The 22,422-nt window shown below is 61.1% G+C and carries 19 protein-coding genes; 8 read left to right on the top strand and 11 right to left on the bottom strand.

Going from position 1 to position 22,422, the window contains the following annotated elements:
• Positions 1–12: 12 nt before the first annotated feature.
• Positions 13–450 carry a hypothetical protein gene (locus ACP7EW_RS12845; RefSeq protein ID WP_033902581.1) on the bottom strand — a complete coding sequence of 146 codons (438 nt, stop codon included), beginning with the start codon at positions 448–450 and terminating at the stop codon, positions 13–15.
• Between the two features lie 105 nt (positions 451–555).
• On the opposite strand from ACP7EW_RS12845, the gene ACP7EW_RS12840 reads away from it, so the two are divergent.
• Positions 556–999: a universal stress protein gene (locus ACP7EW_RS12840; RefSeq protein ID WP_033902582.1), complete on the top strand. Its 444-nt coding sequence runs from the start codon at positions 556–558 to the stop codon at positions 997–999.
• Positions 1,000–1,063: 64 nt separating this feature from the next.
• On the opposite strand, the gene ACP7EW_RS12835 is transcribed toward ACP7EW_RS12840, so the two are convergent.
• Positions 1,064–2,983 (bottom strand): ATP-binding cassette domain-containing protein, encoded by a 1,920-nt coding sequence (locus ACP7EW_RS12835; RefSeq protein ID WP_426217406.1) that lies wholly within the window; start codon positions 2,981–2,983, stop codon positions 1,064–1,066.
• A 213-nt stretch (positions 2,984–3,196) separates the two neighbouring features.
• On the opposite strand from ACP7EW_RS12835, the gene ACP7EW_RS12830 reads away from it, so the two are divergent.
• The gene (locus ACP7EW_RS12830; RefSeq protein ID WP_426217404.1) at positions 3,197–5,125 is read left to right on the top strand and encodes a transglycosylase SLT domain-containing protein; all 1,929 of its coding nucleotides are present in this window, start codon (positions 3,197–3,199) and stop codon (positions 5,123–5,125) included.
• Between the two features lie 84 nt (positions 5,126–5,209).
• On the opposite strand, the gene ACP7EW_RS12825 is transcribed toward ACP7EW_RS12830, so the two are convergent.
• Positions 5,210–6,994 carry an ABC transporter transmembrane domain-containing protein gene (locus ACP7EW_RS12825; protein ID WP_426217402.1) on the bottom strand — a complete coding sequence of 595 codons (1,785 nt, stop codon included), beginning with the start codon at positions 6,992–6,994 and terminating at the stop codon, positions 5,210–5,212.
• Positions 6,995–7,241: 247 nt separating this feature from the next.
• On the opposite strand from ACP7EW_RS12825, the gene ACP7EW_RS12820 reads away from it, so the two are divergent.
• Positions 7,242–7,415, top strand: a complete 174-nt coding sequence (locus tag ACP7EW_RS12820) for a PA1571 family protein (RefSeq protein ID WP_033902586.1) — start codon at positions 7,242–7,244, stop codon at positions 7,413–7,415.
• Positions 7,416–7,468: 53 nt separating this feature from the next.
• Here ACP7EW_RS12820 and pdxB read toward each other — a convergent pair whose 3' ends face one another.
• Positions 7,469–8,611, bottom strand: coding sequence for a 4-phosphoerythronate dehydrogenase PdxB (gene pdxB / locus ACP7EW_RS12815; RefSeq protein WP_426217400.1), 1,143 nt, complete (start codon positions 8,609–8,611; stop codon positions 7,469–7,471).
• Between the two features lie 140 nt (positions 8,612–8,751).
• Here pdxB and ACP7EW_RS12810 point away from each other — a divergent pair, with 140 nt between their 5' ends.
• Positions 8,752–10,146, top strand: a complete 1,395-nt coding sequence (locus ACP7EW_RS12810; protein WP_426217398.1) for an MATE family efflux transporter — start codon at positions 8,752–8,754, stop codon at positions 10,144–10,146.
• Here the strand turns inward: ACP7EW_RS12810 and tusA are convergent.
• Together tusA and rlmM are read right to left on the bottom strand one after the other, a co-directional pair.
• Positions 10,143–10,394 carry a sulfurtransferase TusA gene (gene tusA / locus ACP7EW_RS12805; RefSeq protein WP_033902589.1) on the bottom strand — a complete coding sequence of 84 codons (252 nt, stop codon included), beginning with the start codon at positions 10,392–10,394 and terminating at the stop codon, positions 10,143–10,145. The genes ACP7EW_RS12810 and tusA overlap by 4 nt on opposite strands.
• 27 nt (positions 10,395–10,421) lie before the next feature.
• Complete coding sequence (gene rlmM, locus ACP7EW_RS12800; protein ID WP_426217396.1) at positions 10,422–11,498, bottom strand: 23S rRNA (cytidine(2498)-2'-O)-methyltransferase RlmM; 1,077 nt, start codon at positions 11,496–11,498, stop codon at positions 10,422–10,424.
• 196 nt (positions 11,499–11,694) lie between these two features.
• Between rlmM and acnA the strand changes: the two genes are divergently transcribed.
• Positions 11,695–14,436 (top strand): aconitate hydratase AcnA, encoded by a 2,742-nt coding sequence (gene acnA / locus ACP7EW_RS12795; protein ID WP_426217394.1) that lies wholly within the window; start codon positions 11,695–11,697, stop codon positions 14,434–14,436.
• A 125-nt stretch (positions 14,437–14,561) separates the two neighbouring features.
• Here the strand turns inward: acnA and ACP7EW_RS12790 are convergent, their stop codons facing one another.
• Together ACP7EW_RS12790 and cysK are read right to left on the bottom strand one after the other, a co-directional pair.
• Complete coding sequence (locus ACP7EW_RS12790) at positions 14,562–15,497, bottom strand: aspartyl/asparaginyl beta-hydroxylase domain-containing protein (RefSeq protein WP_426217391.1); 936 nt, start codon at positions 15,495–15,497, stop codon at positions 14,562–14,564.
• An 85-nt stretch (positions 15,498–15,582) separates the two neighbouring features.
• The gene (cysK, locus tag ACP7EW_RS12785) at positions 15,583–16,557 is read right to left on the bottom strand and encodes a cysteine synthase A (protein WP_177076537.1); all 975 of its coding nucleotides are present in this window, start codon (positions 16,555–16,557) and stop codon (positions 15,583–15,585) included.
• A 126-nt stretch (positions 16,558–16,683) separates the two neighbouring features.
• Between cysK and ACP7EW_RS12780 the strand changes: the two genes are divergently transcribed.
• The 3 genes from ACP7EW_RS12780 (at position 16,684) to ACP7EW_RS12770 (ending at position 19,883) form a co-directional block, all read left to right on the top strand.
• Positions 16,684–17,760, top strand: coding sequence for a DUF748 domain-containing protein (locus ACP7EW_RS12780; RefSeq protein WP_426217388.1), 1,077 nt, complete (start codon positions 16,684–16,686; stop codon positions 17,758–17,760).
• 99 nt (positions 17,761–17,859) lie between these two features.
• The gene (locus ACP7EW_RS12775) at positions 17,860–18,705 is read left to right on the top strand and encodes an AAA family ATPase (RefSeq protein ID WP_003210690.1); all 846 of its coding nucleotides are present in this window, start codon (positions 17,860–17,862) and stop codon (positions 18,703–18,705) included.
• Positions 18,705–19,883: a vWA domain-containing protein gene (locus ACP7EW_RS12770; protein ID WP_038846526.1), complete on the top strand. Its 1,179-nt coding sequence runs from the start codon at positions 18,705–18,707 to the stop codon at positions 19,881–19,883. Before ACP7EW_RS12775 ends, ACP7EW_RS12770 begins: the two co-directional genes overlap by 1 nt.
• Positions 19,884–20,001: 118 nt before the next feature.
• On the opposite strand, the gene ACP7EW_RS12765 is transcribed toward ACP7EW_RS12770, so the two are convergent.
• The 3 genes from ACP7EW_RS12765 to ACP7EW_RS12755 are packed head-to-tail and all read right to left on the bottom strand — an operon-like array spanning position 20,002 to position 22,345.
• Positions 20,002–20,907, bottom strand: a complete 906-nt coding sequence (locus ACP7EW_RS12765; RefSeq protein WP_426217385.1) for a biotin-dependent carboxyltransferase family protein — start codon at positions 20,905–20,907, stop codon at positions 20,002–20,004.
• Entirely contained in the window at positions 20,904–21,608 is a 705-nt protein-coding gene (locus tag ACP7EW_RS12760; protein WP_426217383.1) for a 5-oxoprolinase subunit B family protein, read from the bottom strand. Before ACP7EW_RS12760 ends, ACP7EW_RS12765 begins: the two co-directional genes overlap by 4 nt.
• Complete coding sequence (locus ACP7EW_RS12755; RefSeq protein ID WP_033902596.1) at positions 21,605–22,345, bottom strand: 5-oxoprolinase subunit PxpA; 741 nt, start codon at positions 22,343–22,345, stop codon at positions 21,605–21,607. The genes ACP7EW_RS12760 and ACP7EW_RS12755 overlap by 4 nt, the downstream gene beginning before the upstream one ends.
• Between the last annotated feature and the right edge of the window lie 77 nt (positions 22,346–22,422).

Here is a 22,422-nt window from a genome sequence, read left to right as displayed (position 1 = left end):
ATTGCCTGCGATTCAGGCCAGGGCCTTGAGCAGCGCATCAATAGCCTTCAACACGCTCGCCTCGCCCTTCTCGCCCCAATACAAGGCGATCATCTGCTTGTCGGCTTCGACCTTGTAGACGTTGTCCGGCAGCGTCGCAAAATGCGGCAACAACTTTTCATCGACACACACTTCGCGCCACTGATTGACCCAGACCCCAGGCTCCAGCTGCCAGTAACTCCAGATCGCCGGCGTGCTGCCGCGCCGTGGCCGGCAATACTGCGCGCACGGGCTCGGCGGCTCTTGCTTGAGCCAATGCGGCCACTCCTGGGGCGACAACTGCATGGCCAGGCCGATGCGGCGTGCCTCCATGCGCAGGGCCATGCGCCCGCTCTGATGGCGCGACGGGCGCAGCCATGCCAGAGGGCTCAGAACCACCACAAGGATTGACACCACTATCCAGACCGTCATATGTGTACTCCCGAATTTCTAGATGAGCGGATTTGACCTGACGCAACCCCATCCGCTTGAAAGCAGCCATACTGAACTTATTGCAGTCCCTTGGAGGAACGCCTCATGCCCTACCAACATATTCTGGTCGCTGTTGATCTGACCGAAGAGTGCGATCCAGTGATCAAGCGCGCGCAGGAGTCTGCATTGGCCAATGGCGCCATACTGTCGCTGGTGCATATCGTCGAGCCCATGGCCATGGCCTTTGGCGGTGACGTGCCGATGGACCTTTCCCAGTTGCAGCAACAGCAGTTTGACCAGGCCAAAGAGCGCCTTGACCGCTTGATTCTCAAATACCCGCACTTGAAAAAGGAAGACTGCCACCTCACCTACGGTCAACCGCGCCAGGAAATCCACCATCTGGCCAAGGAAAAGGGTTGCGACCTGATCGTGGTCGGCAGCCATGGCCGTCACGGGCTGGCGTTGCTGCTCGGTTCCACTGCCAATGATGTGCTACACGGTGCGCCGTGCGATGTGCTGGCGGTGAAGCTGGTCAAAGACGCCAAGTAAACCGATACGAAAAGCCCGGCACTCACATCAGTGAGGCCGGGCTTTTTTATGGCTGGCGGGTCAATCAGGCATCCAACTCGGCCCAACGCTCAACCAGCACTTCCAACTCCTGGTTCAGTTTCTCCAGGGAAGCGATGACCTTGGCGGTTTCTGCCGCCGGACGCAGGTAGAAACCCGCGTCAGCCATGTCCGCTTCTACAGCGGCAATCTGCTGTTCCTTGGCGTCGATATCACCTGGCAAGGCTTCCAGCTCGCGCTGCAGCTTGTAGCTGAGCTTCTTTTTGGCCGAAGGCGCAGCTTCTTGGACAGGCGCAGCAGCGGCCACCGGGGTCACCACCGCCGAGTTCAAGTCGGCCTTGCCGGACTTGCTCTCGGTCACGCCCAGCAGGCGCGGCGAGCCGCCCTGGCGCAGCCAGTCCTGGTAACCACCGACGTATTCACGCACCTTGCCTTCGCCTTCGAAGACCAGGGTGCTGGTGACCACGTTGTCGAGGAATGCCCGGTCGTGGCTGACCATCAGCACAGTGCCATTGAAGGTCAACAGCACTTCTTCCAACAGCTCGAGGGTTTCCACGTCGAGGTCGTTGGTCGGTTCGTCGAGCACCAGCAGGTTGGCCGGCTTGCTGAACAGCTTGGCCAGCAGTAGGCGCGCACGCTCACCACCGGACAAGGCTTTCACCGGCGTACGTGCACGCTGCGGGCTGAACAGGAAGTCGCCCAGGTAGCTGAGGACGTGGCGGCTCTGGCCGTCGATATCGATAAAGTCGCGGCCTTCGGCAACGTTGTCGATCACGGTTTTTTCCAGGTCCAGCTGGTGGCGCAACTGGTCGAAGTAGGCCACGTCAATGCGCGTGCCTTCTTCCACGGTGCCGCTGGTCGGCTGCAGTCCGCTGAGCATCAGCTTGAGCAAGGTCGTCTTGCCGGTGCCGTTGGCGCCGAGCAGGCCGATACGGTCGCCGCGCTGCAGGACCATGGAGAGGTCCTTGATCAGGAACGGGCCGTCCGGGTGATGGAAGCTGACGTTCTCCAGCACCATCACTTGCTTGCCCGACTTGTCGGCGGTGTCCAGCTGGATATTCGCCTTGCCGGTGCGCTCGCGGCGTTCGCTGCGCTCGACACGCAGGGCTTTCAGGGCGCGTACGCGGCCTTCGTTACGGGTGCGGCGGGCCTTGATGCCCTGGCGGATCCAGACTTCTTCCTGGGCCAGCTTTTTGTCGAACAGCGCGTTGGCGGTTTCTTCGGCAGCCAGCGCGGCTTCCTTGTGTACCAGGAAGCTGGCGTAGTCGCCGTTCCAGTCGATCAGGCCGCCACGGTCCAGTTCAAGAATGCGGGTGGCCAGGTTCTGCAGGAAGGAACGGTCGTGCGTGATGAACAGCACGGCGCCCTGGAATTCCTTGAGGGCTTCTTCCAGCCAGGCAATCGCGCCAATGTCCAAGTGGTTGGTCGGTTCGTCGAGCAGCAGCAGATCCGGCTCGGACACCAGGGCCTGGGCCAGCAGCACACGACGACGCCAGCCGCCGGACAACTCGGCGAGGGTCTTGTCGGCCGGCAGTTGCAGGCGGCTCAAGGTGCTGTCGACCAGTTGCTGCAAGCGCCAGCCATCACGGGCTTCGAGGTCTTGCTGAACGTGCATCAGCTTGTTCAGGTCATCTTCGGTGACGCAGTTCTGCGCCAGGTGATGGTATTCGGCGAGCAGTGCGCCGACGCCATCGAGGCCTTCGGCAACCACGTCGAACACTGTCCGTCCGTCGGCCACCGGCAATTCTTGCGGCAATTCGCCGATCTTGAGGCCCGGCGCGCGCCATACGGAGCCGTCATCGGGCTTCTGGTCGCCTTTGACCAGCTTCATCATGCTGGATTTGCCGGTGCCGTTGCGGCCGATGATGCACACCCGCTCACCACGGGCGATCTGCCAGGACACCTTGTCCAACAACGGCATAGCGCCGAAAGCAAGGGACACATCGCTGAATTTGAGCAGGGTCATACGCTTCTCCAAAAACTGGGCGCGCATTCTACCTGAGTTAGGGGTGGGATGCGGCTGGCATTTTCGCTGCCGACACGTTCTGTAGGACATTTCCAACGAACTTGAACGAACCGCCCAGCAAAGCTTTCGTCTGCGTCGGGCAAAAGGCTAAGCTAGGGGCAATCAGTGTCGGCGATGCCGATGCTAGTCGTGATTTCTCTGCACGGACGTCTCATGCGCAGTCGCCTTTTCAACTTTTTATCTTGTCTGCTTCTTTCCGCCACCGCCGTTCAATCCGCCCAGGCCGTGGACCTCACCACCCAACGTCAATATTACGATGAAGCCAAACGCGCCTTGGCCAAGGGCGATACCGGCCCGTACATGCAATACAGCCAGGCCTTGGCCGACTACCCGCTGACGCCGTACCTGGCCTACGACGAACTGACGGCGCGCCTGAAAACCGCGAGCAATCAGGAGATCGAACAGTTCCTGGCCAAAAACGGTGACCTGCCCCAGGCCAACTGGATGAAACTGCGCTGGTTGCGCTGGTTGGCCGACCGCGGCGATTGGCAGACCTTTGAAAAGTACTACGACGCCAAGCTCAATTTCGTCGAGCTGGACTGCCTGCATGGCCAGTACCAGCTCACCCACAACCTGAAAGCCGAAGGCTACAAGACCACCGAAAAGCTCTGGATGACCGGCAAGTCTCAACCGGCTGCCTGCGATGCCACCTTCGGCCAATGGGCGGCTGACGGCCAGCTCACCGAACAGAAGATCTGGGACCGCACCAAGCTCGCCGCCGAAGCGCGCAACTACGCACTCGCCAACAGCCTGGTGAAAACCTTGCCCACCCTCGGCGCTCAAGGCCGCCTGATGGTGGACGTGGCGCAAAAGCCCGACATGCTCAGTGACCCGTCACGTTTCCTGCCAGCCACCGAGGCCATGTCTGACGCCGTGGGCCTGGGCCTGCGTCGCCTGGCCCGCCAGGATCCAGACAAAGCCATGGCCCTGCTCGACGGCTACGCCAGCAGCATGCACTTCTCCCGTGACGAAAAAGTGTCGATCGCCCGTGAAATCGGCCTGACGTTGGCCAAGCGCTACGACCCGCGCGCCCTTGAGGTGATGACCAAATACGACCCAGAACTGCGCGACAACACCGTCTCCGAATGGCGCCTGCGTCTGCTGTTGCGCCTGGCGCGCTGGGAAGACGCCTACCAGTTGACCCGCAAACTCCCACAAGACCTGGCGACCACCAACCGCTGGCGTTACTGGCAGGCCCGCAGCCTGGAACTGGCCGAGCCGAAAAACCCACAAGCGCTGGTGTTGTACAAGAACCTGGCGCAAGAGCGTGACTTCTACGGCTTCCTTGCGGCGGATCGTTCCAAAGCCCCGTATCAGTTGAAGAACAAACCGCTGCTGATGAGCCAGGCGCTGGTCAACAAGGTGCGCAACACGCCGGGCGTGCGCCGTGCGCTGGAATTCTACGCCCGTGGCCAAGTGGTGGATGGTCGTCGTGAGTGGTATCACGTGAGCCGTCACTTCAACCGTGACGAGATGGTCGCCCAGGCCAAGTTGGCGTATGACATGAAATGGTATTTCCCGGCGATCCGCACCATCAGCCAGGCGCAGTACTGGGATGACCTGGACATCCGTTTCCCGATGGCTCACCGCGACACCCTGGTGCGTGAAGCCAAGGTGCGCGGCCTGCATTCGAGCTGGGTATTCGCGATCACCCGCCAGGAAAGCGCCTTTATGGACGACGCCCGCTCCGGCGTTGGTGCCAGTGGCCTGATGCAACTGATGCCTGGCACTGCCAAGGAAACCGCGCGCAAGTTCAGCATCCCCCTGGCCTCCCCGGCCCAGGTACTGGACCCGGACAAGAACATCCAGCTCGGCGCCGCCTACCTGAGCCAGGTGCACAGCCAGTTCAACGGCAACCGCGTGCTCGCCTCCGCGGCCTACAACGCCGGACCCGGCCGCGTGCGCCAGTGGCTGCGTGGCGCGGACCACCTGAGTTTCGATGTGTGGGTGGAAAGCATTCCGTTCGACGAAACCCGCCAGTATGTGCAGAACGTGCTGTCTTATTCGGTGATCTACGGGCAAAAGCTCAACTCGCCACAGCCGTTGGTGGATTGGCATGAGCGGTATTTTGATGATCAGTAACAAGAGCAGCTTCAAGCGTTAAGTTTGAAGCTTCAAGAGAAATGCCCGCATTGAGAAATGCGGGCATTTTTTATGGACTGTACGTTAGTGTGATGCGTGTTCTTCAAGTCCATCACTGAACTGCAACGCCGCCAGTCTTGCATACAACGCATTGCTCGCAATCAACTGCTGATGCGTACCCACAGCCACTAACTTGCCCTGATCCATCACTGCGATGCGATCGGCGTTTTTCACCGTGGCCAGCCGATGGGCGATCACCAGCGTGGTGCGCCCTTGCATCAATTGCGGCAGCGCTTGCTGGATCAGGTGTTCACTCTGGGCATCGAGGGCGCTGGTGGCTTCGTCGAGCAGCAGGATCGGCGCGTCCACCAGCAGCGCGCGGGCGATGGCCAGGCGTTGGCGTTGGCCGCCGGAGAGGCCCATGCCGCCGTCGCCTAGATGAGTCTGGTAGCCGTCGGGCATTTGCAGGATGAAGTCGTGGGCATGGGCAATGCGAGCGGCGGCTTCAACCTGTTCCTGGGTGGCGGTCGGGTTGCCGTAACGGATGTTGTCTTCGACGCTGCCGAAGAACAGCGCCGGGCTCTGGGACACCAGGGCGAAGTGACGGCGCAAGTCCATGGGGTCGAGCTCGGTGAGCGGATGGCCTTCGAGCAGGATGCGGCCTTGCTGGGGGTCGTAGAAGCGCAACAACAGGTCGAAAATCGTCGATTTACCCGCGCCGGAAGGGCCCACCAGCGCGAGGGTTTCGCCGGGATTGATGGTCAGATTAAGGCCGTCGATGGCGTAGCTGTCCGGCCGTGAGGGATAGGAAAAACGCAGGTCTTGCACCTCCATGCGACCGCTGACGCGGGCCGGCAGCTGGACAGTGCCTGCTGTCGGCGCCTGGATCTCGTTGCTCGACTGCAACAACTCACCAATGCGCTCGGCAGCCCCGGCGGCGCGCTGCAACTCACCGAGTACTTCGCTCAGGGTGCCGACCGCGCTGCCGACGATCAAGCTGTAGAACACAAAGGCCGCCAGCTCACCGCCGGAAATACGTCCGCTGATCACGTCCATGCCGCCGACCCACAGCATTACGCCCACGGCACCGAGCACCAGCATGATCACCAGCGTAATCAGCCAGGCGCGTTGGGTGATGCGCTTGCGCGCGGTGGTAAAGGCGTCCTCCACGGTCACGGCGAAACGCTGTTCGTCCTGCACTTGGTGGTTGTAGGCCTGCACGGTCTTGATTTGGCCAAGCGTCTCAGACACATAGCTGCCCACATCGGCGATGCGGTCCTGGCTTTGCCGTGACAGGGTGCGCACCCGGCGGCCGAAGATGAGTATCGGCGCCAGCACCAGCGGCAACGCCACCACCACGATGCTGGTGAGCTTGGGGTTGGTGACAAACAGCAGCACGATGCCACCGATGACCATCAAGGCATTACGCAGGAACAGCGACAGCGATGAGCCGATTACCGACTGCAGCAAGGTGGTGTCGGTGGTCAGTCGCGACTGGATCTCCGAACTGCGGTTGTTCTCGTAAAAGCCCGGATGCAGGTAGATCAAATGGTTGAACACTTGCCGACGGATATCCGCCACTACGCGCTCGCCGATCCAAGACACCAGGTAGAACCGCGCAAACGTGCCCACCGCCAGGCCCAATACCAGGACCATGAACAGACCGATGGACTGGTTGAGCAAGTGCGGAGACTGGGTCATAAAGCCCTGATCCACCAGCAGGCGGATGCCCTGCCCCATGGACAAAGTGATGCCGGCCGTGACGATCAGCGCCAACAGGGCGCCGAGCGCCTGCCAGCGGTAGGGTGCGATGAAGCGGCTGGCCAGACGGATCGCGCGGCGTTGACGGACTGAGAACATGGAGGGCATCACCAATGAGGAACCTGTCTTCAACATTGGGGGAACTTGGGTAAATAACAATGAGTCAGGTTAATTATGCCCGCCGATACCTAACCCTAGAGGCTATCGGTCTAATCCCTGGCTGGAAATTTGTAGCGGTTTCTGGTCGACTGGGTATTCGAACCGGTGACTTTGAAAGGAGTTGTAACAGCCTGGTCACGCGGGCGGCTTAGAGTGATAAGCAGAATGGGTACACAACCTGATGAGGAGACAGGCCATGACCTTGCAGAACAGCAGCGATGCCAACGTTAACGTGATCCGTCAGCCACAGCAGTTGCCTTGCTCGTATATCAACGCCAAGGGCGAGGAAGTGACGATCACCGAGGAAATGATCCAGCAAGCCTGCCGCGAACTGGACGAAAAACTGGTCAAGCCTGCCCAGCAAGGCTGAAGCGCCGACGCTCTTTCAAACCCGGCCCAGGTGGCCGGGTTTTTTATGGGGGTCTAAACGCTCACCGCGCCCAATGCGCTGATGATGTTCGACAGCGCCGCCGATTCACCGTTGATACGCACCTTCAAGCCATCAATCTCGCGGCGCTCCGGGTAGTTCTTGCGCAGCAGGTCAAACGCCTTACGCTGTTCTTCCACTGTTCCCACCAGACTACGCCGGAAATCCGCATCATCACGGCGTGGGTCGTACACGCTGCGGCACAGGGTCGCCAGCGCCCAGGCCGGGTCGGTGGACGCGTTCAAGTGCACCTCGGCCAACCACGGCGGCGGCAGCAAATCACTCAATTGAATACTCGGTTCCTGCCCCAGGTACGCGCAGAACGCCTGATAGATCTGCGCCGTGCCGCGTTGCTTCCCATCCAGGCTGTAGCCGGCGATATGCGGCGTGGCCAGCACGCACAAATCTGCCAGGTCCACGTCCACTTCAGGCTCGCCCTCCCACACGTCCAGCACCGCTTGCAGGTCTTCGCGCGCCAGCAGCACCTCGCGCAGGGCGGCATTGTCTACCACCGGGCCACGGCTGGCGTTGATCAGCCAGGTGCCTGGCTTGAGCTGTTTGAGCCGCTGGCGATCAAACAGGTGCCAAGTGGAACCGTTGCCGGACTTGGTCAGCGGTGTGTGCAGGCTGATCACATCGCATTGCTCGATGACCTGCTCCAGGCTGACGTAATCGCCGTCTTCGGCAATCTGCCGTGGCGGATCGCACACCAGCACGTTCCAGCCCAGGCCCTTGAGAACCTTGACCAGCCGCCCGCCGACTTCACCAGCCCCGACCACGCCATAGGTGCGCTGGTTGAGGTCTGCGCCTTCGATTTCGGCCAGGGTCATCAGGCTGCCCAGCACATAGTCCACCACGCCCCGCGCATTGCAGCCGGGAGCGCTGGACCATTGGATCCCGGCCTGCTTGAAGTAGTCGAGGTCCAGGTGATCGGTACCGATGGTGCAGGTGCCGACGAAGCGCACCTTCGTGCCCTCCAGCAGGGCGCGGTTGACGTTGGTCACCGAGCGCACCAGCAACACGTCGGCCTGCTCGACCGTGGCGCGGTCGATGGAACGGCCAGGCACTCGGCGAATCTCGCCAAACCCCTGGAAGAATGCATCGAGCAGCGGAATATTTTCGTCGGCAACAATCAGCATGGCAGGCTCCTTTCGCGGACCCGCAGTGTACAGGGATCACGGCCCGCGCTTACAAATCCCTAACACAGGTTTTTTCCTGACCAATGTGTCAAGGCGTAGAATCCGCCGTCCTTGCGCTTCCCTTTATTGGACACCTGTACGTGAACACTGCCTCTGCCACCCTCAGCCGCCCCGCCCGTATCAGCCGGGAAGTCGGCGGCCTGCTGACGCTTGCACTGCCGATCATGGTCGGCCAACTGGCCACCACCGCGATGAGCTTTGTCGATGCCGTGATGGCCGGCCGCGTCAGCCCCCAGGACCTGGCAGCAGTGGGCCTGGGCAACTCGATCTGGATTCCGGTCTACCTGCTGATGAGCGGTACGCTGCTGGCCACCACGCCTAAAGTCGCCCAACGCTACGGCGCGGGCCAGTACCGCGAGATCGGGCCGTTGGTGCGTCAATCACTGTGGCTGGCCTTGATGGTCGGCATCATCGGCTCACTGCTGCTGCTCTGCGCCGAACCGATCCTGCATGCAATGAAGGTGGAGCCGGACCTGATCGCGCCCACCATGGGTTACTTGCATGGCATCGCCGCCGGTATGCCGGCCATTGCGTTCTATTACGTGCTGCGCTGCTTCAGTGACGGCCTGGGCCGCACGCTGCCGAGCATGGTCATGGGCCTCTTCGGCCTCGCGCTGAACATTCCGCTGAACTACATCTTCATCTATGGTCACCTCGGCCTGCCGGCCATGGGCGGCGTAGGTTGCGGCTGGGCCACGGCCATTTCGATGTGGGCGATGATGCTCGGCCTGGCCGTCTGGACCCGCTGGGGGCCGGTCTACCAGAGCAGCGAGTTGTTCAAGCGCTTCGACTGGCCGCAATGGGCAGTGATCAAACGCATATTGAGCATTGGCCTGCCGATTGGCGTGGCGATCTTTGCCGAGTCGAGCATTTTTGCGGTGATTGCCCTATTGCTGGGCAGCCTGGGCGCCACAGTGGTGTCCGGTCATCAGATCGCACTGAACGTCAGCTCCCTGGTGTTCATGATCCCCTACTCCTTGAGCATGGCGGTCACCGTGCGGGTCGGCCAGGCCTTGGGGCGCGGCGAACCGCGTGAAGCGCGCTTCGCCGCCGGTGTCGGCATGGGCACGGCGCTGGCCTACGCTTGTCTGTCCTGCAGCCTGATGCTGCTGTTTCGCGAGCAGATAGCGGCGATCTACACCCCGGACCCGGTGGTCATTCACCTGGCTTCGATGCTGATCGTGTTCTCGGCACTGTTTCAGTTCTCCGACTCGATCCAGGTCACGGCAGCCGGCGCACTGCGTGGCTACCAGGACACCCGGGTGACCATGGTACTGACCTTGTTCGCGTACTGGGGCGTTGGCCTGCCGGTGGGTTACGCCCTGGGGCTGACGAATTGGCTGGGCGAGCCGAGCGGCCCAAGCGGCTTGTGGCAAGGGCTGATCGTGGGCCTGAGCTGTGCGGCGGGGATGTTGCTAGTGCGCTTGGCGCGCAGTGCACGCCGACGTATCCGCGCCGACAAGGCACGGGTTTAAGCGGACTTCTTGCGGATCCAGTACAGGTACGTACCGGCCTGCTCCTGCTGACCCACCAATTCGTGGTCAAGGAACACACAGAACTTGGGGATATCGCGGCGCGTGGACGGGTCGGTCGCGATCACCTTGAGCAAGCCGCCGGGAGGCAGGTCGCGGATGTGCTGGTGCAACATCATCACGGGCTCCGGGCAATTCAAGCCTGTTGCATCTAAGGTGCCGTCGACGGCGCTGTCGAAAATGTCGCTCATGATCTACTCCTGAAACTGGCCGCCAGTCTACCGGGCCTTGGTTTTCTTCACATCCACCAACCGACGCAAATGGCAGGTCACTTCCTCACGGTCGTGATACAGCTGCTTGCAGCCGATCTCCACGCGGATGCCGCGCGCCTTGAAACCGTCTTCGATGCGTTCCAGCAGGCGCTTCACTTCGGCGTAGCGCTGCTTCATCGGCAGCTTCAGGTTCACCACCGCCTCGCGGCAATGCCCTTCGCCGATCCAGGTTTCCAGCAGCGCGGCGTTACGCGCCGGCTTTTCGACGATGTCGCAGACCATCCAGTCCACCGGCTGCTTGGGCACGAAGGTGAAACCGTCGGCCATCAAGTGCTGCACCAGGCCAGTGTCCATCAGGCTTTCGGCCATCGGGCCGTTGTCGATGGCAGTCACCAGCATGCCGCGGTTGACCAGTTGCCAGGTCCAGCCGCCGGGCGCTGCACCGAGGTCCACGCCGGTCATGTCGCCGTGCAGACGCTCGTCCCACTGGTCGCGGGGGATGAAGTGGTGCCAGGCTTCTTCCAGCTTCAAGGTCGAACGGCTGGGTGCTTCGCGGGGGAACTTGAGACGTGGGATACCCATCGGCCACATTGCCGAGTTGTTCGACTCGGCCAGGCCCATGAACACTTCGCGGCCACTCTTGAAGGTCAGCAGCAGGCGCGGCTTGCTCGGGTCGTCCACCAGCTTGCCGGCGTTCAGCAGGGCTTTGCGCAGGTGCACTTCGAATTTCTTGCAGAAATTGGACAGTTCCTTGCCGTCGTTGGTGTCGACCATCTCCAGCCACAGGCTGCCGCACACCGGGAACTCGCGCAGGTGAGCGAGGATCACGCTGATGCGGTCGGTTTCCGGCAGGTCGATGAACACCCCGCGCGCCCACTGCCGTGGAAAGATCAGCTCGGCAAAGCGCTGGCCGTGCATCAGGTGCTGGGCGCCGTCCTCGATGGTGCAGACAAATTCGGCGCAGGCGCTGCCGGTCTTGGCCTTGGCGTAGCCGGAAACGTTCAGGCGCGCGGCGAGGTCCGCGATCTCGGAACAGACTTCGCCTTCAAAACCCGGGCGGCAGTGCATAAAAAGGGTGTTCATCAACTCTCCAAGTGAATCAACTGACGTTGCGCTGTCGCAATGCCTGTCATGAAAACCCGCGCATGATAACGGAGTTCGGAACCTTGGACTTAACGATAGAGTCCAGTTATTAGCCTGCTAATGAAAACAGGGCTAAGTTGATAGCTCTGTTCGTCCCGTCAGGTCCGTAGCCGTGCGGACCATAAGGAGTCGTGTCATGTCATCGCTTGATAGCCTGAGAACCCTTAAGACCCTGGAAATAGACAGTAAAACCTACCACTACTTCAGCCTGCCCGAAGCCGCCAAGAGCCTGGGTGACCTGGACAAGCTGCCGATGTCGCTCAAGGTGCTGCTGGAAAACCTGCTGCGCTGGGAAGACAACAAGACCGTCACCGGCGCCGACCTCAAGGCGATTGCCGCCTGGCTCAAGGAACGCCAGTCCGACCGTGAGATCCAGTACCGCCCCGCCCGAGTGTTGATGCAAGACTTTACCGGCGTCCCCGCCGTGGTCGACCTGGCCGCCATGCGCGCCGCCGTGGCCAAGGCCGGGGGCGATCCGCAGCGCATCAACCCGCTATCGCCCGTGGACCTGGTGATCGACCACTCGGTGATGGTCGACAAGTTCGGCAACGCCGACGCCTTCGAGCAAAACGTCGACATCGAAATGCAGCGCAACGGCGAACGCTACGCCTTCCTGCGCTGGGGCCAGAGCGCCTTTGACAACTTCAGCGTAGTGCCACCCGGCACCGGCATCTGCCACCAGGTCAACCTCGAATACCTCGGCCGCACCGTGTGGACCAAGGACGAAGACGGCCGCACCTACGCCTTCCCGGACACCTTGGTCGGCACCGATTCCCACACCACCATGATCAACGGCCTCGGCGTACTCGGCTGGGGCGTGGGCGGGATCGAAGCAGAAGCGGCGATGCTCGGCCAGCCGGTGTCGATGCTGATCCCGGAAGTGATCGGCTTCAAGCTCACCGGCAAATTGAAAGAAGGCATCACCGCCACTGACTTGGTGCTGACCGTGACCCAGATGCTGCGCAAAAAAGGCGTGGTGGGGAAATTCGTCGAATTTTACGGCGACGGCCTGGCTGATCTACCGTTGGCCGACCGTGCCACCATCGCCAACATGGCCCCGGAATACGGCGCCACCTGCGGCTTTTTCCCGGTGGATGAGGTGACGCTGGATTACCTGCGACTCTCCGGCCGTCCTACCGAAACCGTGAAACTGGTCGAGGCCTACACCAAGGCACAAGGCCTGTGGCGCAACGCGGGCCAGGAGCCGGTGTTCACCGACAGCCTGGCCCTGGACATGGGCAGTGTGGAAGCCAGCCTGGCCGGGCCGAAACGCCCGCAGGACCGTGTGGCGCTGCCCAATGTCGGCCAGGCCTTCAGTGACTTTCTCGACCTGCAATTCAAACCCACCAACAAAGAAGAGGGCCGCCTGGAAAGCGAAGGCGGTGGCGGGGTTGCCGTGGGCAATGCCGACCTGGTGGGCGAAACCGATTACGAATACGACGGCCACACCTATCGCCTGAAAAACGGCGCGGTGGTGATCGCCGCGATCACCTCCTGCACCAACACCTCAAACCCCAGCGTGATGATGGCGGCCGGGCTGGTGGCGAAAAAGGCCGTGGAAAAGGGCCTGACGCGCAAGCCTTGGGTTAAAACCTCATTGGCGCCAGGCTCCAAGGTGGTCACCGACTACTACAAGGCGGCGGGCCTCACCCAGTACTTGGACAAGCTGGGCTTCGACCTGGTGGGTTACGGCTGCACCACCTGCATCGGCAACTCCGGCCCGCTACCCGAGCCGATCGAAAAAGCCATCCAGAAGGCCGACCTTGCGGTGGCTTCAGTGCTGTCGGGTAACCGCAACTTCGAAGGCCGCGTGCACCCACTGGTGAAAACCAACTGGCTGGCTTCGCCGCCGCTGGTGGTGGCCTACGCCTTGGCGGGCACCGTGCGCATCGATATCAGCAGCGAACCGCTGGGTAACGATCAGGACGGCAACCCGGTGTACCTCAAGGACATCTGGCCAAGCAGCACGGAAATCGCCGACGCCGTCGCCCAAGTCAGCACCGGCATGTTCCACAAGGAATACGCCGAGGTGTTCGCCGGTGATGAGCAGTGGCAAGCCATTGAAGTGCCACAAGCCGCCACCTACGTCTGGCAAGAGGATTCGACCTATATCCAGCATCCGCCGTTCTTCGACGACATTGCCGGGCCGCTGCCGGTGATCAAAGACGTCAAAGGCGCCAACGTGCTGGCGTTGCTCGGTGATTCGGTGACCACCGACCACATCTCCCCGGCCGGCAATATCAAGACCGACAGCCCCGCCGGTCGCTACCTGCGCGAACAAGGCGTGGAACCGCGCGACTTCAACTCCTACGGCTCGCGCCGGGGCAACCATGAAGTGATGATGCGCGGCACCTTTGCCAATATCCGTATCCGCAATGAAATGCTCGGTGGCGAGGAAGGCGGCAATACGCTGTACATCCCCACTGGCGAGAAGATGGCGATCTATGACGCGTCGATGAAGTACCAGGCCTCGGGCACGCCCTTGGTGGTGGTCGCCGGCCAGGAATACGGCACCGGTTCCAGCCGTGACTGGGCAGCCAAGGGCACCAACCTGCTGGGCGTCAAGGCGGTGATCGCCGAGAGTTTCGAGCGGATCCACCGCTCCAACCTGGTGGGCATGGGCGTGCTGCCGTTGCAGTTCAAGCTGGATCAGAACCGCAAGACGCTCAAGCTGACCGGGAAGGAGAAGATCGACATTCTCGGGCTGACCGACGTGGAGATCGTGCCACGGATGAACCTGACGCTGGTGATTACGCGGGAGGATGGGAGTACGGAGAAGGTGGAAGTGTTGTGCCGGATCGATACGCTTAATGAGGTGGAATACTTCAAGGCCGGGGGCATCTTGCACTATGTGCTTCGCCAGCTGATCGCCTCTTAAGTAACACTGCAAAACAAATGTGGGAGCGGGCTTGCTCGCGAATGCGGTGGATCAGTCAAAACATCTATGACTGACAGACTGCATTCGCGAGCAAGCCCGCTCCCACATTTTTTACCGTGTTCTGATTAGAACAACCACTTCCACAACAGCACCAGCACCACCACCGCCAGCACCGGCCGCGCAATGCGGTAAGCCTTCGGATGCTTGCGCTTCCACTGCTTGACCACACCGCTGAACTTGTCACTGAAAGTCTTGCTCCAGGCGTACGCCTGGTTGATCCCGCCCACGCGCTCGTCATCCAGGTTCTGCGGTGCAGTGGCGCGGCCCAATTGCTTGCTGACCCAACGGTTGACGCGGGTCATCACGCGGTTGCTCAGGGGGCGCTCGATGTCGCAGAACAGGATTACACGGGTCTGCTCGGTTTCATTCTTGACCCAGTGCACGTAGGTTTCGTCGAACATCACGTCTTCACCGTCACGCCAGGCGTACACCTGGCCGTCGACAAAGATGCGGCAATCGTCGGAGTTCGGCGTGGACAAACCCAGGTGGTAACGCAGGGAACCGGCAAACGGGTCACGGTGTGGGTTGAGGTGGCTGCCGCCCGGCAACAGCGCGAACATCGCGCCTTTGACGTTGGGAATGCTGCTGACCAGCGCCACGGTTTTCGGGCACAGCGCCTCGGCCGATGGCAGGGGTTTGTCGTACCACTTGAGGTAGAAACGCTTCCAGCCCTTCTTGAAGAACGAACCGAAGCCGGCGTCGTTGTTCTTTTCGGCGGCGCGGATATAACCCTCGTCGAACAGGTGCATGGCCTCTTCGCGGATCACTTCCCAGTTGTCCTTGAGCACGTCCAGTTCGGGGAACTTGCTGCGGTCCAGGTAGGGCTTGGACGGCACGGCCGAGAACAGGTACATCAAGGCGTTATACGGGGCGAACAGCGCCGAATGGTTGACGAACTGGCGCAATACCGGCAAACGCGCCTTGCCGCGCAGGTGCACGTACAGTGTGCTGCCGATAAACACCAACAACACCGACAGCTTGGCCGCTAAAGAAAAGGTCATGCAGCAACTCCTGAAAAAATGCGCCGGGCATCATAAACACTTGGGCCAGTATGCAGAAGGCCCAAGGTGTCAGTGCTGACACATATCAAGCCTGGTTTTCCTGATCGGTGAACAAATCGCTGAACAGCATGCTCGACAGGTAGCGCTCACCGGAGTCCGGCAGGATCACCACGATGGTCTTGCCCTGCATCTCCGGTTTCTCGGCCAGGCGCACCGCCACAGCCATCGCAGCGCCGCAGGAGATGCCACACAGAATCCCTTCTTCCTGCATCAGCCGCAGGGCCATGGCCTTGGATTCGTCGTCGGTCACCAGTTCCACGCGGTCAACCATCGACAGGTCGAGGTTCTTCGGCACAAAACCGGCGCCGATGCCCTGGATCTTGTGCGGGCTGGGCTTGATCTCTTCACCGGCCAGCGCCTGGGTGATCACCGGCGACACGATCGGCTCGACAGCCACCGACAGGATCGGCTTGCCCGCAATGTTCTTGATATAGCGCGAAACACCGGTGATGGTGCCGCCGGTGCCCACGCCCGCCACCAGCACGTCCACGGCGCCATCGGTGTCGTTCCAGATTTCCGGACCGGTGGTTTTTTCATGAATCGCCGGGTTGGCCGGGTTTTCGAACTGGGCTGGCATAAAGTAGGTGGCCGGGTCGCTGGCAACAATTTCGCCGGCTTTTTCGATCGCGCCCTTCATGCCCTTGGCCGGCTCGGTCAGTACCAGTTCAGCGCCGAGGGCCTTGAGCACCTTGCGGCGCTCGATGCTCATGGACGCTGGCATGGTCAGCAGCAACTTATAGCCACGGGCGGCGGCGACGAATGCCAGGCCGATGCCGGTGTTGCCGGAGGTGGGTTCGACAATGGTCATGCCCGGCTTGAGTTTGCCGGTGCTTTCAGCGTCCCAGATCATGTTTGCGCCAATGCGGCATTTCACCGAGTAGCCTGGGTTACGCCCTTCGATCTTGGCCAGGATGGTCACGCCACGCGGTGCGATGCGGTTGATCTGAACCAGGGGCGTGTTACCGATGGAGTGCGCGTTGTCTGCAAAGATGCGGCTCATGACGGGTCCTATGGGTCGATTCAAGGAAGGCCACAAGGGTATGCCTCGTGCCGCAAAGCGTCCAGTCGGAGGAACGTTGCGCCCTTCGCAACAGTCCATCCCCTATACGGACAGAGGACCCTCCCCATGAAACGTCGCTACAGCTGGCCACTATGGACCGTCGCCGGATTGCTGGTGGTATTGATTGCCTTGAACATCGCGCTGCCCTATGTAGTGCGCAACTATTTGAATGAAAAGCTCGCCGACATGGGTGACTACCGCGGCGAAGTCACTGATGTTGACCTGGCCTTGTGGCGTGGTGCCTATCGCATCAATGGCCTCAAAATCGTCAAGGTCGACGGCAAAGTGCCCGTCCCGTTCGTCAACGCACCCTTGATCGAATTTGCGGTGAGCTGGCACTCGCTGTGGTACGACCATGCGGTGGTCGCCGAGGGGCATTTCGTGAAACCGGAGGTCAACTTCGTCGACGGCGGCGCCAACAAGCAGGCGTCACAGACGGGTAAAGGTACTGACTGGCAGGAACAGTTGCGGAAACTGCTGCCGATTACCCTGAATGAAATGCGTATTGAAGACGGCAAGATCTCGTTCCGCAACTTCAACTCCAAGCCTCAGGTGAACATCAACGCCACCTCGGTCAATGCCAGTTTCTACAACCTGACCAACGTGGTCGATGTGAAAGGCAAGCGTGACGCGCGCTTTGAAGGCAAAGCGTTGCTGCAGGGCCAGGCGCCGCTGGAAGCCACCGCCACCTTTGACCCGTTGAGCAACTTCGAAGAGTTCGAATTCCGTTTCCGCGCCAAAGACCTGCAGCTAAAACGCATGAATGACTTCGCCTCGGCCTACGGCAAATTCGATTTCAAGGCCGGCACGGGTGACGTGGTCATTGAAGCGCAGGCCGAAAAAGGCCAGCTGACCGGCTACATCAAGCCGTTACTGCGGGATGTGGAAGTATTCGACTGGAAACAAGACGTAGAAAACAAAGACAAGAACATCTTCCGCTCGATCTGGGAGGCCGTGGTCGGCGCCAGTGAAACCGTGCTGAAAAACCAGAGCAAAAACCAGTTCGCCACCCGTGTTGAACTCAGTGGCAGCGTGCACCAGCAAAATGTCAGCGCGTTCTCCGCGGTTTTAGCGATTTTGCGTAACGGCTTCATCCAGGCGTTCAATGCGCGGTATGAACAACCCAAGCCCTCGACGGATTGAACGTGACTGGCCATTCAGAGACTGAATAAGCCGCCTGCGTTCACAGTCGCCGGGGCTGCGCGGTATAGTCCAGGCATTGATGAATGCGAGGAAACACCGATGAAGTTCGAAGGCACCCAGGCCTATGTGGCTACCGATGACCTGAAACTGGCCGTCAACGCCGCCATTACCCTGGAGCGGCCGTTGCTGGTCAAGGGCGAGCCCGGCACCGGCAAGACCATGCTCGCCGAGCAATTGGCCGAGTCCTTCGGTGCCAAGCTGATCACCTGGCACATCAAGTCCACCACCAAGGCCCATCAGGGCCTGTACGAGTACGACGCGGTGAGCCGCCTGCGCGACTCGCAACTGGGCGTGGACAAGGTGCACGACGTGCGCAACTACCTGAAAAAGGGCAAGCTCTGGGAAGCCTTCGAATCCGAAGAGCGGGTGATCCTGCTGATCGATGAAATCGACAAGGCCGACATCGAGTTCCCCAACGACCTGCTGCAAGAACTCGACAAGATGGAGTTCTACGTCTACGAAATCGACGAGACCATCAAGGCCAAGAAACGCCCGATCATCATCATTACCTCCAACAACGAAAAGGAGCTGCCGGACGCCTTTCTGCGCCGCTGCTTCTTCCACTACATCGCCTTCCCCGACCGCACCACCCTGCAGAAAATCGTCGATGTGCACTACCCCGACATCAAGAAGGACCTGGTCAGCGAAGCGCTGGACGTGTTCTTCGACGTGCGCAAAGTACCGGGCCTGAAGAAAAAACCCTCCACCTCCGAACTGGTGGACTGGCTCAAGCTGCTGATGGCCGACAACATCGGCGAAGCCGTGCTGCGCGAACGTGACCCGACCAAGGCCATCCCGCCGCTGGCCGGTGCGTTGGTGAAGAACGAGCAGGACGTGCAGTTGCTGGAGCGTCTGGCGTTCATGAGCCGTCGCGGTAACCGCTGATGCTGCTCAACCTGTTCAATGAAATGCGCGCCGCCAAGGTGCCGGTGTCGGTGCGCGAGCTGCTCGACCTGATCAACGCGCTGAAAATGCGCGTGACCTTCGCCGACATGGACGAGTTCTACTACTTGGCCCGGGCGATCCTGGTGAAGGACGAGCGGCATTTCGACAAGTTTGACCGGGCCTTTGGCGCCTATTTCAACGGCCTGGAGAAACTCGACGATCACCTGCAAGCCCTGATTCCCGAAGAGTGGCTGCGCAAGGAGTTCGAGCGTTCGCTGACTGATGAGGAACGCGCGCAGATCCAGTCCCTTGGCGGCCTGGACAAGCTGATCGAAGCATTCAAGAAACGCCTGGAAGAGCAAAAGGAACGTCACGCCGGTGGCAACAAGTGGATCGGCACCGGCGGCACCAGCCCGTTCGGCTCCGGCGGCTACAACCCGGAAGGCATCCGCGTCGGTGACGCCGGCAAGCGCCAGGGCAAGGCCGTTAAGGTGTGGGACCAGCGCGAGTACAAGAACCTCGACGACCAGGTTGAACTGGGCACGCGTAATATCAAGATCGCCCTGCGCCGCCTGCGCAAATTTGCGCGCCAGGGTGCAGCCGAAGAGCTGGATATCGACGGCACCATCGACCACACCGCCCGCGATGCCGGCTTGCTGAATATTCAGATGCGCCCGGAGCGGCGCAACACCATCAAGCTGCTATTGCTGTTCGATATCGGCGGCTCGATGGATGCCCACGTGAAGATCTGCGAAGAGCTGTTCTCCGCGTGCAAGACCGAGTTCAAGCATTTGGAGTACTTCTACTTCCATAACTTTGTGTACGAGTCGGTGTGGAAGAACAACCAGCGCCGCACCTCCGAGCGCACCTCGACCCAGGACCTGCTGCACAAGTACGGCGCGGATTACAAAGTGATTTTTATCGGCGATGCGTCGATGGCGCCGTATGAAATCACCCAGGCCGGCGGTAGCGTCGAGCATTGGAATGAAGAACCGGGGTATGTGTGGATGCAGCGCTTCATGGCCAAGTATAAGAAGCTGATCTGGATTAACCCGTATCCGAAGGACACTTGGGGGTATACGGCGTCGACGGGGATTGTGCGGGAGTTGGTGGAGGATCAGATGTATCCGCTGACGTTGCGGGGGTTGGAAGAAGGGATGCGCTTTCTTTCCAAATAGGCGGTGATCTAAATGTGGTAGCGGGCTTGCTCGCGAAGGCGGTAGATCAGTCAAAATCTCTGTTAACTGATACTCCGTCTTCGCGAGCAAGCCCGCTCCCACATTTTGGAAAGCGGCGTTAGTTAAATCGGCGCAAATACTCGATGTGCTGCTGATGCGCAGTCTCCTGCACCACCGGCGCCAGCCGCACCTTCTCCCCCGGCAAACACTGCGCCAGCCGCGCCAGCGACAACGGCGTCAACGCCCCCAGACGCGGATAACCGCCAATGGTCTGCCGGTCATTAAGCAACACAATCGGCTGCCCATCCGGCGGCACCTGGATCGCTCCCAGAGGAATCCCTTCGGAAATCAACGACGGCCCCTGATATTGCAACGGCGTGCCCAGCAGGCGCATGCCCATGCGGTCGGCTCGGCTGTCCAGGGACCACTCGGTGTTGAATGCGTCAAACAGGCTTTGCCCGCTGAACTGGCCGATCTGGGCGCCGACGATCACGTCCAACGTGGCCTTGGCCAGGCCTGGATCGCTCAGCACTTTCATTGCGCCGCCGACGCCGGAATAAGCCAAGCGCCCGCCTTCGGCCAACGCCTTGCCGAAACCGTCCACGCCGCCCAGTTCTTCACGCACAACGGTGGCGCAACTGCCCAACACGTCCGGCGCATCGAACCCGCCCGGCGCCGCCAGATAGGCCCGCGCGCCATTGAATGGCTGGGTAAAGCGCAAACGCTGGCCCTTTTGCAGGATAAAACTGCGGCCGGGGCTGATGGCACGTTCGTCGATGTAAGCACCCAAGTCCGCACCGGCCAGGGCCAGCAGGCAATAATCCTCGGCCTGCACGGTAAAGCCGCCCAGGGTGATTTCCACCACCGGCGCGTCCAGCGCATTGCCCAACAGCCAGTTGGCCCAGGACATCGACACCCAGTCCAGCGCTCCGCCCTGGGTTACGCCCAGGTGACGCACGCCAAAGCGGCCGGCGTCCTGCAACAGGCACAGCGGTGTGCTGGCCTCGATGATCAAGCGGCTCATGCCTGCGCCTCCAACGGCGTGTCATCGCCACCCAGTTTGATGAATTGCGCGTGATCGACGGATTCGAAGCGTACCTTGTCGCCGGGCTGCATCAGGCTATAACCGTCGCGCTCACGGTCGAACAACTTGGCCGGGGTGCGGCCGATCAGGTTCCAGCCGCCCGGCGAGACCACCGGGTAGGCCGCGGTTTGCCGTTCGGCAATGCCGACGCTGCCCGCCGCCACGCGTTTGCGCGGGGTGTTGAGGCGTGGCGCAGCGAGGACTTCATCCACCAGGCCCATAAAGGCAAAACCGGGGGCGAAGCCGAGGGCGAACACTTGGTATTCGTGGGCGCTGTGGCGGCGGATCACGTCATCGACGCTGAGCCCGCTGCGCTGGCTGAGCAGGCTCAGTTCGGGGCCGACGCTCAGGTCGTACCACACCGGCAGCACGTGGCACTGGCCGCTGCCCTGGGTGTGCGGCTGCAGGTCGGTCAGGGCCTGGTCGATCAATTCCCGTGCTTGGGCCGGGTTCAATGCGCTGAGGTCGTAATGCACCATCAAGGTGGTGTAGGACGGCACCAGGTCGACCAACGCCGCGCCGAAACCGCTGCGCAGGCGCTGGGTGGCGGCGAGCATCCAGGGCATGTTGGCTTCGGCGATTGCATCAAACAGACGCACCATCAGGCAGTCGATGGCCACCACTTCAATCCGTGGCTTCATGCTGGCTTCAATGCCTCGCGGATTCGCTGTACGGCGGCGATTGAGCTGGCATTGTCGCCATGCACGCACAGCGTGTTGGCTTGCAGGACCAACGAGCTGCCGTCGCTGGCGGTCAGCGCTTCCCCCCTGGAAATGGTCAAGGCTTGCTGCAGGATGGTGTCGGCATCGTGGTGCACGGCGCCGGGCAACTGCCGCGAGACCAGGTGGCCCTTATTGTCGTAGGCGCGGTCGGCAAAGGCTTCGAACCACAGGGTGACGCCATATTCATCGCCCAAGGCCTGCGCTGCGCTGTTGTCGCGGGTTGCCAGCAACATCAGCGGCAGGTCGCCGTAAGCTGCCACAGCCTGGATCACCGCGCGCAATTGCGCGGGCTTGGCCATCATGTCGTTGTACATCGCGCCGTGGGGCTTCACATAGCTGACCCGCCCACCTTGCGCCCGGCAGATGCCGTCGAGGGCGCCGATCTGATAGTGCAGCAGGTCCTGGATTTCCTGGGGGGTGTAGGCCATGGAGCGACGGCCGAAACCTTGCAGATCCTGGTACGCCGGGTGCGCACCGACTTGCACGCCATGCTTGAGCGCCAGGCTGACGGTCTTGCGCATGATGCTCGGGTCGCCGGCATGGAAGCCGCACGCCACGTTGGCGCAATCAATGAACGGCATGACCTCGGCGTCCAGACCCATAGTCCAGTTGCCGAAGCTTTCGCCGATGTCGCAATTCAGTAGAAGGCGGCTCACGTTGGTCGCTCCTGTAGGCATTGTTATTTTGTAGTGTGGGATTTTTTACGCAGAACTCGCAACTTGTCCTGACACCC

Source organism: Pseudomonas sp. DWRC2-2 (assembly GCF_049897885.1).
Classification (GTDB): domain Bacteria; phylum Pseudomonadota; class Gammaproteobacteria; order Pseudomonadales; family Pseudomonadaceae; genus Aquipseudomonas; species Aquipseudomonas azotoformans_A.
The sequence above is the reverse complement of the archived record's forward strand: the minus strand, read 5'-3'. Positions and strand labels throughout refer to the sequence as shown.

Excerpts from the sequence above, each read along its gene's own strand:
- ACP7EW_RS12845 (WP_033902581.1), bottom strand. The coding sequence starts at position 450 with ATGACGGTCTGGATAGTGGTGTCAATCCTTGTGGTGGTTCTGAGCCCT.
- ACP7EW_RS12840 (WP_033902582.1), top strand. The coding sequence starts at position 556 with ATGCCCTACCAACATATTCTGGTCGCTGTTGATCTGACCGAAGAGTGC.
- ACP7EW_RS12835 (WP_426217406.1), bottom strand. The coding sequence starts at position 2,983 with ATGACCCTGCTCAAATTCAGCGATGTGTCCCTTGCTTTCGGCGCTATG.
- ACP7EW_RS12830 (WP_426217404.1), top strand. The coding sequence starts at position 3,197 with ATGCGCAGTCGCCTTTTCAACTTTTTATCTTGTCTGCTTCTTTCCGCC.
- ACP7EW_RS12825 (WP_426217402.1), bottom strand. The coding sequence starts at position 6,994 with ATGCCCTCCATGTTCTCAGTCCGTCAACGCCGCGCGATCCGTCTGGCC.
- ACP7EW_RS12820 (WP_033902586.1), top strand. The coding sequence starts at position 7,242 with ATGACCTTGCAGAACAGCAGCGATGCCAACGTTAACGTGATCCGTCAG.
- pdxB (WP_426217400.1), bottom strand. The coding sequence starts at position 8,611 with ATGCTGATTGTTGCCGACGAAAATATTCCGCTGCTCGATGCATTCTTC.
- tusA (WP_033902589.1), bottom strand. The coding sequence starts at position 10,394 with ATGAGCGACATTTTCGACAGCGCCGTCGACGGCACCTTAGATGCAACA.
- rlmM (WP_426217396.1), bottom strand. The coding sequence starts at position 11,498 with ATGAACACCCTTTTTATGCACTGCCGCCCGGGTTTTGAAGGCGAAGTC.
- acnA (WP_426217394.1), top strand. The coding sequence starts at position 11,695 with ATGTCATCGCTTGATAGCCTGAGAACCCTTAAGACCCTGGAAATAGAC.
- ACP7EW_RS12790 (WP_426217391.1), bottom strand. The coding sequence starts at position 15,497 with ATGACCTTTTCTTTAGCGGCCAAGCTGTCGGTGTTGTTGGTGTTTATC.
- cysK (WP_177076537.1), bottom strand. The coding sequence starts at position 16,557 with ATGAGCCGCATCTTTGCAGACAACGCGCACTCCATCGGTAACACGCCC.
- ACP7EW_RS12780 (WP_426217388.1), top strand. The coding sequence starts at position 16,684 with ATGAAACGTCGCTACAGCTGGCCACTATGGACCGTCGCCGGATTGCTG.
- ACP7EW_RS12775 (WP_003210690.1), top strand. The coding sequence starts at position 17,860 with ATGAAGTTCGAAGGCACCCAGGCCTATGTGGCTACCGATGACCTGAAA.
- ACP7EW_RS12770 (WP_038846526.1), top strand. The coding sequence starts at position 18,705 with ATGCTGCTCAACCTGTTCAATGAAATGCGCGCCGCCAAGGTGCCGGTG.
- ACP7EW_RS12765 (WP_426217385.1), bottom strand. The coding sequence starts at position 20,907 with ATGAGCCGCTTGATCATCGAGGCCAGCACACCGCTGTGCCTGTTGCAG.
- ACP7EW_RS12760 (WP_426217383.1), bottom strand. The coding sequence starts at position 21,608 with ATGAAGCCACGGATTGAAGTGGTGGCCATCGACTGCCTGATGGTGCGT.